We start from the raw sequence: 13,412 nt of genomic DNA, 5'->3' as shown, positions 1-13,412 counted from the left end.
AAGAGGGCTGCCTCCACCGAGGGGCGGCCCTCTTTGCTTTTGGGAGGAGACGCGCGGCTCGAACAATCGCGACACGGCGGGGGGCCAGCGTGACGCGTCAGGTGCACTCCCGGGGCGGGGCCTGACACGTCAACCGCTCACTTCAGTCCAGACTCCTCGCGCGGCTTCCCTCGCCGCAGTCCCTTCGCGCACGTGGTCTTCGGCTTGCACAAGGCGTCTCGAACTTGAAATCCGAGGGGTCGATGCGCTTCGTGCTGGGAGTCGTTGTCGCGGTGGGGCTGGTGGGCTGTGGTGGTCCGGACGTGCAGGGTGTCGATGCGGTGGAGAGCATCGGCCAGGAGATTGTCGGAGGGGTGGAGGCACGCCAGGGGAGCCACCCCTGGAACGTCAGCATGCAGCAGCACGGGAGCCACTTCTGTGGCGCCTCGATCATCCGGGTCAGCGCGACGAAGAATGAGTCGGACATCGTCGTCACGGCCGCGCACTGCGTCTACGACGGCACGTCTGGACTGACGGTCTCCGCGGGCGTGCACGACCTTGGGAGGCCCGGGGCGGGTGCCCAGACGGTTCGAGGAGTGAGGACCGTCTACCATCCGGCCTACGACCCGGACACGACGATGAACGACATCGCCGTCGTCAAGCTCGAGAAGCCTCTCAAGTTCTCCGCCACGGTCCAGCCCATCCTGCTCCCGCTCGCGGGAGAGACCGTCCCGGACAATGTCGAGGCGACGGTGGCGGGGTGGGGCCTCACGCGCGAGGGCGGATATGACACGTCCCCTGTGCTGATGCAGGTGGGGGTCCCCACCATCGCGCATCGGCAGGTGGCGGCGTCCTACCGTTCCCAGGGTATCCACATCGACCCATACGCGATGCTCGGGGCCGGTTACAGCCAGGGGGGCAAGGACGCCTGTCAGGGCGACAGCGGGGGACCGCTCTTCGTTCTCGGAGCGCAGGGCAAACCCGTGCTTCAGGGCGTCGTGAGCTTTGGCGTGGGCTGCGCGAGGCCCGGCCTGCCCGGCATCTATGCCCGGGTCTCCAACTACATCCCGTGGATCAATACCCAGGTTCGCCTCCTGAGCGTCACGGCGAGGCCGTAGTCCGCCCGGGCGCGCGGCGTTCGGGCCCGTGGCTCCCTGGGGGACTGCTCAGCCGCCTGGGCCGTGGCTACCTTGACGTCCCGGGAGGTCCACGTGGCGAAGCCGGTCCTGAAGTCGGGGAAGGGGACGCGCTCGAAGTCCTTGAGGGGCGCGGACGCCGCGCTGCTCATCATCGACGTCATCAATGACCTGGACTTCCCCGGGGGAGAGCACGTGCTCCCCTGGGCGTCGCGGATGGTGGAGCGATTGGCGCCCTTCGCCGCGCGGATGCGCAAGGCGGGGGTGCCGGTCATCTACGTCAACGACAACTTCAACCACTGGCGCAGCAACTTCCGGGACGTCTACCGGCATTGCACCCGGGCGGGCAGCCGGGGCCGAGGCATCGTCCGGGCCTTGCGACCACATGCCACGGACTACTTCGTCCTCAAGCCCAAGCACTCGGCCTTCTTCGCGACGTCGCTGGTTCCCCTGTTGGAGCACCTGGGGACGAAGAAGCTGCTGATGGCGGGCATCGCCACGAACCTGTGTGTCTTCTTCAGCGCCCATGACGCGCACATGCTCGAGTACGACATCACCGTGCTGAGCGACTGTTGTTGCGCGGAGAGCGACACGGACCACGACCTGGCGTTGGACCAGCTCCAGCGCTTCCTTGGGGTGCGCGTGTGCAGGGCCGACGAGGTGAAGCGCAAGGGGCGCTTCCGTCGACCCGCGCATCCCTCGAAGGGATCCGGACGCTTGTAGGCGAAGGGCTCCTCAGGCGCGGTGGAAGCGCTGGCGCAGGGCACGGAGCGTCGCCCGAGGACCCATCAATGTCAGGTCGAGCTGCGTCTGCCCGCGCTCTCCGCGGATGCTCGCGCCCGTGAGCCGGTCCTCGGGCAGGGGCTCCAGGATGTTCGAGACGTTCTTGTACCGCTCCGCCTGGGCTCGAAGCGTCTGTTCGCTCATCCCGAGCTCGCGCAGGGCGGCGAAGAGGTCGTCGTGGAGTTCCGGGGGCACCTGGAGGTGGGCCGCGACAGGCTCGTGGATGAAAGGGGAATGCTTTGTGACCAGATAGCTGATCCTTCGCGCCCCGTGCCCTCCGAGTTCGACGTAGGAGAACATGACGCGGCTGCTCCGGGTGTCGCGATAGAGGTCGCAGCCGTTGTAGGGATAGAAGCCCAGCGCGAAGTGGGTCCAGGCGCGATAGCTCACGGACGTCGTCGCTCCGAGGACGTCGTCGTGGATGCCGCCAATCCATTCCCAGTGGGTGGGGACCTGCATGGGGACGTCGTCCAGCTCCTTCACGGCATCCTCGAGGCCGGGCTGGTTCCGGAGGTACTCGACGAGCGTGTCGTGGGTAATGGACATGGTGTCTCAATCTACCAGGAGGCCGAAGCCCCTGCGTCCGGCCGCGCGTTGCGCCTAGACTGCCGCCCCGTGTCCAGGTCCTCCGAGCAGAGCCCCCAGGGTGGTTTCCGCGCCCGTCTCCACACCATCATCTTCGAGGCCGACACTCCGGCGGGAAAGGCGTTCGACGTGGCCCTGCTGTGGGCCATCGTGTTCAGCATCGCGGCGGTGATGCTGGAGAGCGTGTCCTCCATCCGGGTCCGGTATGCGTCCGCCCTGCAGGTGGCGGAGTGGTTCTTCACCATCATCTTCGCGCTCGAGTACGTGTTGCGGCTCATCGCCGTGCGCCGACCGCTGGACTACGCGCGCAGCTTCTTCGGGCTGGTGGACCTGCTGGCCATCCTCCCGTCCTTCCTGAGCGTCATCTTTCCCGGGGCGCAGACGCTGCTCGTGGTCCGGGTGCTGCGCCTGCTGCGGGTCTTCCGGGTGCTGAAGCTGGGGCACCTCTTGGGGCAGGCGGAGGTCCTGCTCACCGCGCTGCGCGCGAGCCGGGGGAAGATCATCGTCTTCCTCGGCTTCGTGTTGACCGTGGACGTGGTCATGGGCGCCATCATGTATCTGGTGGAAGGGGAGCAGCACGGCTTCGACAGCATCCCCCGGTCCATGTACTGGGCCATCGTGACGATGACGACGGTGGGCTTCGGCGACATCACTCCCAAGACGGTGCCCGGTCAGTTCATCGCGTCGGTGTTGATGATCATGGGCTACGGCATCCTCGCGGTGCCCACGGGCATCGTCTCCGTGGAGCTGGCCGCCGCCACGAAGCAGCGTCCGGACACCCAGGCATGTCCCGGCTGTGGCGCGCAGGGGCACGACCTGGACGCCCGTTACTGCAAGACGTGCGGGACCGCGCTGGACTGGACGTCCGCGAAAACCGCCGGGTGATGTGGGCCGTGGGTGTTCAGTGTTCACCGCGCGGCGGAAAAGCCCCGCCGGGGAGCGGCTTCATTCGCGAGCATGCGGTGCGCACGTTGCGCCTGCCCTGTTCCCTGGAGACCTCGCGATGAACCTCTTCATCACTGGCGCCACCGGCTTCATCGGCGGCTCCCTGGCGTTGGACTTGAAGGCCCGGGGGCATGTCATTCGTGGGCTCGTGCGCGACGACGCGAAGGCCCGGAAGCTGGCGGCGCTCGGAATCGAACCGGTGCGTGGAGACCTGGGCGACACGGCCCTGCTCATGGCCGAGGCCCGTCGCGCGGACGGTGTCATCAACGCCGCCAGCAGCGACCACGAGCAGGCCATCCTGGCGTTGATTGACGGCGTGCGAGGCTCCGGCAAGCCGCTGATCCACACCAGCGGCTCCAGCGTCATTGGCGATGACGTGAAGGGCAATGCCCTGTCGCCCAACGTGTTCGATGAGGAGACGCCGTTCATCGTCGAGCCGGAGAAGCAGGCGCGGCATGCGCTCGACAACCGTGTCCTCGCCGCCGAGGGCGCGCGAGGCATCGTCCTGTGCAACACGATGATCTACGGCACGGGGAAGGGGCTGAGCCGCGACAGCGTTCAGATTCCGCCGCTCGTCGCCCAGGCGCGCAAGAGCGGGGTGGTGCGAATCGTCGGCAAGGGCATCAACCGCTGGTCGAACGTGCACCTCGACGATGTCACCACGCTCTATGCGCTGGCCCTGGAGCGGGCGCCGGCGGGAGCCTTCTACTTCGTGGAGAATGGCGAGGCGTCCTACGCGGAGATTGGCGACGCCATCGCGGCGCGGTTGAAGCTGGGCCCGGTGCGGTCGTGGACGGTGAAGGAGGCCTCGCGCGAGTGGGGCGAGGGCCACGCTCGCTACTCGTTCGGCTCCAACAGTCGGGTGCGAGCGAAGCGGGCACGGCGCGAGCTGGGCTGGGCGCCGCGACACGACTCCGTGACGGCGTGGATTCGCGACGAGATGCCCGTCGACTGAGCGACGGTGCCCATCGGGCTGGGGCCAGACGTCCACTTCTGCTCGTTGCCGGGTGTTGGACGCATCGTTCTTCCACCCCGCAGCGCACTTCGGGTTTGCTGCACGCCGGCAGAGCTTCGTTTCCATCCCAGCTCGCGGAGTGACTTCATGCGTACCCTGCTGACGACCCTGGCCTGCACCACCCTCCTGTCCTTCGCGGGGGCCGCCCACGGGCAGGCTCCCGCCAAACCCACGAAGCCCAGTGGCAACATGGCCCCCGGTGGTGCCGCGGGCAGCCAGCAGTCCGAGCCCCGCCAGGGACCGAATCCCACCGGTGCGCCCGTCGAGACGGCGCCGCCCAACGTGCCCGAGTTCAAGCCGGCCTTCCCGGGCCAGACGCGCGCGCCGGGCGTCCAGACGCGCACGCCGTTCCGAGTCACGGAGGTGGCCTCGGGCTTCAACAAGCCGTGGGCCATCGCCTTCCTTCCGGACCAGCGCATGTTGGTGACGGAGAAGCCGACCGGGAAGATCTTCATCGTGACGCCGAAGGGCGAGAAGTCGCAGCCCGTCGCGGGTGTGCCGCGCGTGGATGGGCGCAACCAGGGCGGGCTCCTCGACGTGGAGGTGGGGCCGGACTACGCCACCAGTGGCCTCATCTACTGGAGCTATTACGAGCCGCGCGAGGGCGGCAACGGGCTCGCGGTGGCGCGCGCGAAGCTGGTGGATGGGGCGAAGCCCAAGGTCGAGGGGCTGAAGGTCATCTTCCGCATGGAGCCCACGCTGGAGTCGACGCTGCATGCCGGTGGGCGTCTGGTCTTCGCGCCGGATGGGAAGCTGTTCGTCACGTTGGGTGAGCGCTCGATTCTCCAGGGCCGCGTCCAGGCGCGCGACCTGAAGAGCGACTTCGGGAAGATTGTACGCATCAACCCGGACGGCTCCATTCCGCAGGACAACCCGTTTGTCGGTCGCAAGGATGCGCGGCCTGAAATCTGGACGCTGGGCCACCGAAACATCCTGTCCGCGGCGCTCGACAGCAAGCATCGGCTCTGGGAGGTGGAGATGGGCCCGCGCGGTGGCGACGAGCTGAACCTCATCGAGAAGGGCAAGGACTACGGCTGGCCGACCATCGGCTATGGCGAGGAGTACTCGGGTGCGCCCATCCACAAGTCCACGCAAGGCCCGGGCATGGAGCAGCCCGTGTACTACTGGGACCCGGTGATTTCGCCCTCGGGGATGACCATCTACTCGGGGGACCTGTTCCCCGAATGGAAGGGCAACTTCTTCATCGGCGGTCTGTCGAGTCAGGCGCTGGTGCGGCTGGTGCTCAAGGACGACCGCGTGGTGGGCGAGGAGCGGTTGCTCCTGGACCAGGACTCACGCATCCGCGAGGTCGTCCAGGGCCCCGAGGGCGCGCTCTATCTGCTCACCGACGACGACAACGGGCGACTGCTCAAGCTGACGCCGCGCTGAGCGGTTGTCGGAGGCTCCATGCGCTCGCGTAGGGTGCGGTTCGGCCCGATACTCGAGCGCATGCGGCATGCAGCCGGAGTGCGTCGAGTAGGTCGCGGGGTGAGAGGGTGGAAATCCCATGGCGGGCCTGAAGTACTCATTTGTCTTCGGTGTCTTCGCGGCGCTGCTGATGGTCCTGGCCTTCCAGCTTCGGGGCCTGGGGTGGGGGTTGCTCTGGCCCGCGCTGAGCTTCGCGCTCGTGGCGGTGGCGTATGCCGGGGCGTGGCCGGCGGTTTTTGGTAAGTGCTCCGATGGACGGATGCATCCCTGGGCGCTGGTCGTCTTGTTGCCCTATCTGCTGATGACCTGGGCGACGTGGCGACTCGCGCGGCGGCTCTCGCGCGAATCAGTGCATGACGAGGTCGCGCCCGGCATCGTCATCGGGCGTCGGTTGTTGGCGGGGGAGTTACCGGTGGGTACTCGGACGGTGGTGGACCTGACGTCCGAGTTCATCGAGCCCGAAGGCATCCGGAGTGTCGAGCACTACGTCTGTCATCCCATCCTCGACGCGACGGCGCCGTCGGTGGAGCGCCTGGCGTCCTGCGTCGAGTCTTGGGCGATGCTGCCGACGCCGCTCTACATCCACTGCGCGCAGGGACATGGGCGTACGGGCATGGTGGCTGCCGCACTCCTCCTGGCGCGTGGACTGGCTCCCGATGCGAAGCAAGCCCTGGCCATGGTGCAGAAGGCGCGACCGGGCGTGCGGCTGTCGGCGGCGCAGGCGGCCGCGTTGGAGGCACTGGGGGCGCGATTGCTTCGCGTGGGGAGTGTGACAGCGGGGATTTGCGGCACGTAACTGGAAGCGGCGCCCCGGCGCCGTCCGTTCGCAGCAACAACCGGGTCGCAACCTGCTCCCCGGTGCGCCATCTCCTGTGTCTGTCCGGTGTGCTGACTGCGCCGCCGGAGACAAGAGGGAGTGTCTGTATGGCGTGGCGACCGAAGCAGCGAACAATGTCAGCTCAGGTGTCCGTGGAGTGGAGGGCCTCATGACCACGCCTGTCCGCAGGATGCGTGCGTCGAGCCCTCCCAACGTGGAGCAGCGCCTGGAGGCGCTCGACTGGGCGGCTCTCGGCTCGGAGCTGGATACTCGCGGGTGCGCCACGCTGGCTTCCATGCTGACGCCTGACGAGTGCGCGGCCCTCGCGGCGATCTATCCCTCCGATGTGCCGTTCCGCAGTCGCGTTGTCATGGCTCGGCACGGCTTTGGTCGGGGCGAGTACAAGTACTTCGCCTATCCGCTCCCTGACCTCGTCGCCCGTCTACGAAGTGGGCTCTACCCCCCGCTCGCCGCCATCGCGAATCGCTGGAACGAGGCCATGCGCATCGACATGCGCTACCCCGAAACGCACGCCGCCTACCTCCAGCGCTGTCATCAGGCCGAGCAGCTCCGGCCCACGCCATTGCTCCTCCAGTACGGAGAGGGCGACTACAACTGCCTCCACCAGGACCTCTATGGCGACGAGGTCTTCCCCCTCCAGGTGGCCTTCCTCCTGTCGGAGCCGGAGCGAGACTTCACGGGAGGCGAGCTGGTGCTCACCGAACAGCGCCCCCGCATGCAGTCCCGCGCGGAGGTGGTGCCACTTCGCCAGGGAGATGGCGTCATCTTCCCCGTCCACCACCGCCCCGTGCAGGGCACGCGAGGCATCTACCGCGTCAACATGCGTCACGGCGTCAGCCGCCTCCGTTCTGGCCACCGTCACACGGTGGGAATCATCTTCCACGATGCCCGCTGACGGGCCCCACGCCTGGCTGCCTCAGTCACCCCGGAGCGCGACCGAGGGAGACACCTGTGCCGCCCTCCGCGCGGGGAGCAGGGCCGCGGCAAAGGCCACCAATCCCAGAACCACCAGCACCACCGCGTACGTGAGTGGATCCACGGGTTGAACCCCATTGAGCAGATGCGCGAGCGTCCGACTGGCCCCCGCCGCGAGCACGAGCCCGAGTCCCAGCCCCACCGCCGTCAATCCCAGGTACCGACGCAGCACCAGGTTCGTCACCTGGTGTGTCCTCGCTCCCAGGGCCAGGCGGATACCCAGCTCCCGTGTCCGCTGGGATACCGCATAGGCGACGACGCCATAGAGCCCCACCGCGGCCAGCAGCAGTGCCACCCCGGCGAAGACTCCGACGAGCAGCAAGTAGAAGCGCAGCGGCGCCACCGTGTGGTCCACGACCGAGGCCAGCGTGCGCACGCTGCCGAGCGCGAGGCTCGAGTCGAGCGACCGGACCTCCGCGCGCACCGCCGAGGCGAGCGTGAGCGGGTCCGCCGACGTTCGCAGCACCAGCGTCATCTGCGTGCTGCGTGCCTGCTCATAGGGGAGATAGACCTCCGCGACAGCGGGCGCCGCCAGCCCGTCGATGGCGAGGTTGTCCACCACGCCGACCACGACTCCTCCGAACGCACCGTTTCCCCAGTTCATGTCGGTGCTCAGCGTCCGCCCCAACGGGTCCTCGTTCGGCCAGAACCGGCGAGCGGCCTCCGCGTTGACCAACACGGCGCGCCTACCTTCACCTCGGTCCTCGGCGCTCAGCCCCCGGCCACTCAGGAGCTTCACGCTCAGGGTCTCCAGGGCGCCAGGACTGACGATGCGCACGCTGGCCTTCCAGGGGGCCGCTCCAGGTGGCACCGGACGCTGGGGGTCCTTCAGGTCGAGCGGCATCTTGCCTCCGTCCATCGGCAGGCCAGCGACGATGCCCGCGGCCTCGACGCCGGGCAGGGCGCGCAGCCGCGTGAGGAGCTGGTCGAAGAAGGCCTCGGGCGCGGCGGTGCCGAAGCCATACCGATTGGGCGGCAGGTCGAGCTTCACCGTGAGGACTCCCTCCGACTCGAACCCCGGCGCCGCTCGCTGAAGATGCACGAAGCTGCGCAACAGCAGCCCCGCGCTCACCAGCAGCAACACCGCGAGCGCGGTCTCCCCGACGATGAGCAATGCGCGCGTCTTGTGGTGGTGGGCGCCACCGCCACTCCCCGCATTCGCCATGCGCAGTCCACCGCCGAGCGACACGCGCGTGGCCTTCAGCGTGGGAACGAGGCCGAACAACACCGTGGTGAGCATCGCCAACGCGGCGGTGAAGGCCAGCACGGTGCCGTCGATGGAGGCCTCCTCGAGACGAGGAATGTCCTGGGGGCCGAACGCGGTCAGGACATCCATGGCCCACATGGCCGCGAGCAGTCCCATCGCGCCACCCGCGAGCGCCAGCAGGCCGCTCTCCGCGAGCAGCTCGCGAGCCAGCCGGCCCCGGCTCGCGCCCAGGGCGAGGCGAATCGACAACTCTCCCTCACGCGAGGCCGCACGTGCGAGCAACAGGTGGGTGAGGTTCGCGCAGGCGACGAGCAGGACCAGCCCCACCGCGCCCATCAACATCAGCAGGGACGGACGCACCTTTCCCAGCAGCACGTCGCGCAGGGACTCCACGCTCGCGCCCACATCCCGGTTCGTCCGGGGATGCTGCTCGGCCAGTCCTCGTGCAATCGCGGCCACCTCGGCGGTTGCCTGCTCCACGCTCGCGCCGGGCGCGAGGCGGCCATACACCTCCAGCCAGTGGGCACCGCGTGCTTCCGGCGTCAACGACTCCGGGCCCAGGACCAGGGGCAACCAGAGATCCGAACGCGCCGGGAAGTCGAAGCCGGGCGCCATGACTCCCACCACCGTGGCGGGCACGGGGGCTCCCGTGCTCAGGGTTCGCCCCAGCACCGTCGGACTTCCGCCGAAGCGACGCTGCCACAAGGAATGAGAGATGACGGCGACCGGAGGCGCGCCTGGAGCATCGTCTCCTGGCTGGAGCGCTCGGCCCAGATGCACTCGCGGGCCGAGCACCTGGAAGAGGTCGGCCGTGGCGAGGGTTCCCTGGACCTTCACGGGGAGCGACTCGGCGTCATGCGCGCCCAGGGTCAGCTCGGTGCTCGCGAGCGCGGCCAATCCGGTGAAGGAGCGTGCCTGCTCGCGCAGGCTCACCAGGTCAGGAGGTGAAGTGGGACCCGGGCCCTGCTTCCCCACGCTGTACAGCCGCACCACGCGCGCGTCGTCCTGGAGAGGGAGGGGACGCAGCAGCACGGTGTGCACCACGCTGAAGATGGCCGCGTTCGCCCCGATTCCGAGCGTGAGCGTGAGCACCGCCACCAGGGTGAACGTGGGACTGCGTCGCAACCGGCGCAGCGCGTGACGGAAGTCCTGGCGGAAAAAGTCCATGCGTGTGCCCGACAGCACGGAGCGTGCCATGAGGCGCACTCTCTGTCGTCAGACGCACGGTGCGACGAGCCATCTGGCGCGGTGGCCGGAGCTGGGACAATCGGTTCCCGGCTCCGGACACTCGCGTCTCATGAACGTGTCTTCGAGGCTCAGTTCTTGGGGAAGCAGCCGGTGGACAAGGCCCACGGCTCGCTGCCGTGGGTGCCGTCACCCGCGACGAGATAGACCCAGTCGTGGGAGGCGAGGAAGATGATCGGATTGGACGAAGCGGGTCCCGGATTGATGTCCGCCACGCGGGTTCCCGACGAGGTGCCGTTGGTCCACGCCAGCTCCGCACCCACCGTATCGTCGAAGTAGAGGAAGGTCGCGCCGTCGCCCACGACGAAGGGCGGGAAGGGGTCTCCAGAGATGGAGTTCGCGGGTCCGGGCCACAGGTCCTTGATGAGCCGGGTGCCCGAAGGCGTGCCATCGGTGACCCAGGGCTCTTTCCCCTCGTCGGGCGTGGTCGCGTAGAAGAAGACCTTGTTCTTTCCCGCGGCCAGACTCGAGGGCTCGTACCCCGGCGGTGGCGACGTCGGATGGGTGTCCGCGAGCATCAAGGTGCCCGCGGTCGTGCCGTTGCTCCTCCACGGCTCCCGGCCGTGGGTGCCGTCGTCGGCGAACAGGATGACGTTGCCCTTCAGCGGCACCAGCTCACGAGGGTCCGAGCCCGTGGCACCCGGACGGATGTCCTTCACCAGTCGTGTGTCATCCTCGCAGCCCATCGAGGTCCACAGCTCCGCGCCGTGGACGCCGTCGTTCGCGGTGAAATAGAGCTTCTTCTTCCCTGACGTCAGCCAGGCGATGTCCGAGCCCTCCGAACCCGCGCGAATGTCCTCCACCAGCTCGGTGTCCTCCTTCGTTCCATCCGTCGTCCAGAGTTCCCGGCCGTGGGTGCCGTCGTTCGCCACGAAGAACACGGTGCCGTCTTCCAGTCGGAAGAGCTGCTCGGGCGACGAACTCACGGAGCCCGGGGCGATGTCTCGCACCAGCCGGGTTCCGCCATTCGTGCCGTCGGACTTCCACAGCTCACGACCCTTGTCGCCGTCGTCCGCGGCGAAGAGGAGCCGCTTGCCATCGACGAGGAGTTGCCCGGGGGAAGAGCTCGCGAAGCCTGGGGCGATATCCTTCACGAGGTGCGTTCCCCCGGTCGTCCCGTCACTGCGCCACAACTCCGTGCCGCGCGTGCCGTCGTCGGCGGGGAAGTAGAGCGTCTTGCCCACGGAGACGAGCTGGAAGAGCGGGTTGTCTGGAAAGGCATCACCGAAGGGATTGATGTCCTCGACCAGTCGAGTCCCTCCAGGGGTGCCGTCTGTCTTCCACAGCTCGTTGCCGTGGATGCCATCGTCCATGATGAAGAAGACCTTGGAGCCCACGACAGTCATTCGCTTGGGGTAGTCGGAGAGGTTTCCGAGCAACAGGGTGGCCTTCCATCCGGAATGGAGGTCCTGCCCGCCGGATTTCTCTTCCAGCTTCCACAGGGCGTAGGTGTCGAGGCTCGGGCCGTAGACGACGCTCAGATAGACGACGCCATCCACCTGGACGCTGTCGAACGGGAACGTCGAGCCGGTACCCGGCGCGAGGTCGGCGACGAGCTTGGGCCCGCTGCACTGGTTGTTCAGGTCCTGGCTCAGCTCGGTTTCGGAGGTGGTGTCGGGGGTCGGTAGGTCCACCGACTCCTCCATGGGGCCGCAGGCGCAGAAGAGCGCACAACTGCCGACGAGGAAAAATGAACGGGAGTGACGCATGGATTCATTTCCTTTCCCCGGACCCATCGTTCATCCGGGTCCGCGGAATGTGGAGGGTGATTGGCGAATGCCCAGTGCTCTGGGGCCTGAGGTCAGGTTCGCTGGTTCACCGATGTGAATGAGGCGACACTCCCCCGCGCGGCTATCATCCGGGGCCACGGTGGACGGGGCGCGCGATGGACGACTTCCAGGCGATTCTGAATGAAGTGATGGCGGCCATCCGGCCGACGGTGGGGCAGGGGCGGGTGGCGAACTACATCCCCGCGCTGGCCGCGGTGGACCCCGCACGGTTCGGCATGGCGCTGGCGACCGTCGATGGCGAGGTGTTCGGCGTGGGGGATTGGCGGGTTCCCTTCTCCGTGCAGAGCATCTCCAAGGTGTTCGCGCTGGCGCTGACGCTGGCTCGCGATGGGGATGCGCTGTGGCGCAGGGTAGGCAAGGAGCCCTCGGGCAATCCGTTCAATTCGCTGGTGCAGCTCGAGTACGAGCAGGGTGTGCCCCGCAACCCGTTCATCAATGCGGGGGCGCTGGTCGTCACGGACCGGTTGCTGAGTCTCACGGGCGATTCGCGCGGAGTGTTGCGGGAGTTCCTGCGGGCGGAGAGTGGCAACGCGTCCGTGGACTTCGACCCGGTGGTCGCCGCGTCAGAGGCCGAGCACGGCCACCGCAACTCCGCGCTGGCGCACTTCATGGCGAGCTACGGCAACATCCAGAACCCGGTGCCTCGCGTGCTGGAGCACTATTTCTGGCAGTGCTCGCTGTCGATGAGCTGCGCGGACCTCGCGCGGGCCTGTGGCTTCCTGGCGCGTCATGGGCAGGGCGCGAAAGGTGAGCGATTGCTCACGCGCAGCCAGGCCAAGCAGGTCAACGCGGTGATGCTCACCTGCGGCACGTATGACGCCGCGGGCGAGTTCGCCTATCGCGTGGGCCTGCCATGCAAGAGTGGTGTCGGTGGCGGCATCATCGCCGTCATCCCGAATCGCTGTGGATTGTGTGTGTGGAGTCCGGGGCTGGATGCCCACGGCAACTCCGTTGCGGGTGTGGAAGCACTGGACCGGTTCACGACGCTGACCGGGCTCTCGGTGTTTTGAGGGGGATGGGTGGCGTTGAAGGTGAACCGGTCCTCGCGAAGATGTTCTTCCGCTGAGGACCGGCCCCCACCGCCCATCCCTCACGCCCGAGCCGTCCCGATGTGAAGCGGATCTCCCGCTTCGCTTGCTGCAACCCGCCCGTCCAACCCGCCCGTCCTGCGTGCTGCCCCGTCCTGCGTGCTGCCCCGTCCAACCCGCCGCCCGTCCTGCGTGCTGCCCCGTCCGACCCGCCGCCCGTCCTGCGTGCTGCCCCGTCCGACCCGCCGCCCGTACCGCCCCGTGCTGCCCGTCCTGCGTGCTGCCCCGTCCGACCCGCCGCCCGTACCGCCCGTCCTGCGTGCTGCCCCGTCCGACCCGCCGCCCGTACCGCCCCGTGCTGCCTGTCCTACGTGCTGCCCCGTCCGACCCGCCCGTACCACCCCGTGCTGCCCGTCCTGCGTGCTGCCCCGTCCAACCCGCCGCCCCGTCCTGCGTGC

General features: G+C 68.0%; 11 protein-coding genes. 8 read left to right on the top strand and 3 right to left on the bottom strand.

The window, feature by feature from the left end; genetic code table 11:
* The first annotated feature begins 242 nt into the window (after positions 1-242).
* On the top strand, positions 243-1,097 hold the full coding sequence (locus HUA78_RS01135; RefSeq protein WP_174453515.1) for a serine protease: 855 nt from the start codon (positions 243-245) through the stop codon (positions 1,095-1,097).
* A gap of 93 nt (positions 1,098-1,190) precedes the next feature.
* Positions 1,191-1,838: a cysteine hydrolase family protein gene (locus tag HUA78_RS01130; protein WP_371745467.1), complete on the top strand. Its 648-nt coding sequence runs from the start codon at positions 1,191-1,193 to the stop codon at positions 1,836-1,838.
* Between the two features lie 12 nt (positions 1,839-1,850).
* Here the strand turns inward: HUA78_RS01130 and HUA78_RS01125 are convergent, their stop codons facing one another.
* Positions 1,851-2,444 (bottom strand): hypothetical protein, encoded by a 594-nt coding sequence (locus HUA78_RS01125; protein WP_174475479.1) that lies wholly within the window; start codon positions 2,442-2,444, stop codon positions 1,851-1,853.
* 69 nt (positions 2,445-2,513) lie between these two features.
* Between HUA78_RS01125 and HUA78_RS01120 the strand changes: the two genes are divergently transcribed.
* The 5 genes from HUA78_RS01120 to HUA78_RS01100 all read left to right on the top strand — a co-directional run bounded on the left by HUA78_RS01120 (position 2,514) and on the right by HUA78_RS01100 (position 7,604).
* Positions 2,514-3,368, top strand: coding sequence for an ion transporter (locus HUA78_RS01120; RefSeq protein WP_141644199.1), 855 nt, complete (start codon positions 2,514-2,516; stop codon positions 3,366-3,368).
* Between the two features lie 118 nt (positions 3,369-3,486).
* Positions 3,487-4,383, top strand: a complete 897-nt coding sequence (locus HUA78_RS01115; protein WP_174475478.1) for an NAD-dependent epimerase/dehydratase family protein — start codon at positions 3,487-3,489, stop codon at positions 4,381-4,383.
* 147 nt (positions 4,384-4,530) lie between these two features.
* Complete coding sequence (locus HUA78_RS01110) at positions 4,531-5,832, top strand: PQQ-dependent sugar dehydrogenase (protein ID WP_141644201.1); 1,302 nt, start codon at positions 4,531-4,533, stop codon at positions 5,830-5,832.
* A gap of 118 nt (positions 5,833-5,950) precedes the next feature.
* The gene (locus HUA78_RS01105) at positions 5,951-6,667 is read left to right on the top strand and encodes a tyrosine-protein phosphatase (protein ID WP_174475477.1); all 717 of its coding nucleotides are present in this window, start codon (positions 5,951-5,953) and stop codon (positions 6,665-6,667) included.
* A gap of 211 nt (positions 6,668-6,878) precedes the next feature.
* The gene (locus tag HUA78_RS01100; RefSeq protein WP_371745507.1) at positions 6,879-7,604 is read left to right on the top strand and encodes a 2OG-Fe(II) oxygenase; all 726 of its coding nucleotides are present in this window, start codon (positions 6,879-6,881) and stop codon (positions 7,602-7,604) included.
* A gap of 21 nt (positions 7,605-7,625) precedes the next feature.
* On the opposite strand, the gene HUA78_RS01095 is transcribed toward HUA78_RS01100, so the two are convergent.
* Together HUA78_RS01095 and HUA78_RS01090 are read right to left on the bottom strand one after the other, a co-directional pair.
* Positions 7,626-10,088 (bottom strand): ABC transporter permease, encoded by a 2,463-nt coding sequence (locus HUA78_RS01095; protein ID WP_254623518.1) that lies wholly within the window; start codon positions 10,086-10,088, stop codon positions 7,626-7,628.
* A gap of 119 nt (positions 10,089-10,207) precedes the next feature.
* Entirely contained in the window at positions 10,208-11,845 is a 1,638-nt protein-coding gene (locus HUA78_RS01090; protein ID WP_174475475.1) for an ELWxxDGT repeat protein, read from the bottom strand.
* Between the two features lie 176 nt (positions 11,846-12,021).
* On the opposite strand from HUA78_RS01090, the gene HUA78_RS01085 reads away from it, so the two are divergent.
* On the top strand, positions 12,022-12,936 hold the full coding sequence (locus HUA78_RS01085) for a glutaminase (protein WP_141644205.1): 915 nt from the start codon (positions 12,022-12,024) through the stop codon (positions 12,934-12,936).
* Positions 12,937-13,412 lie beyond the last annotated feature (476 nt).

The organism is Myxococcus sp. CA033, assembly GCF_013336625.1.
GTDB lineage: Bacteria > Myxococcota > Myxococcia > Myxococcales > Myxococcaceae > Myxococcus > Myxococcus llanfairpwllgwyngyllgogerychwyrndrobwllllantysiliogogogochensis.
Note: the sequence above shows the minus strand (reverse complement) of the source record. Positions and strands in the feature narration are given on the sequence as shown.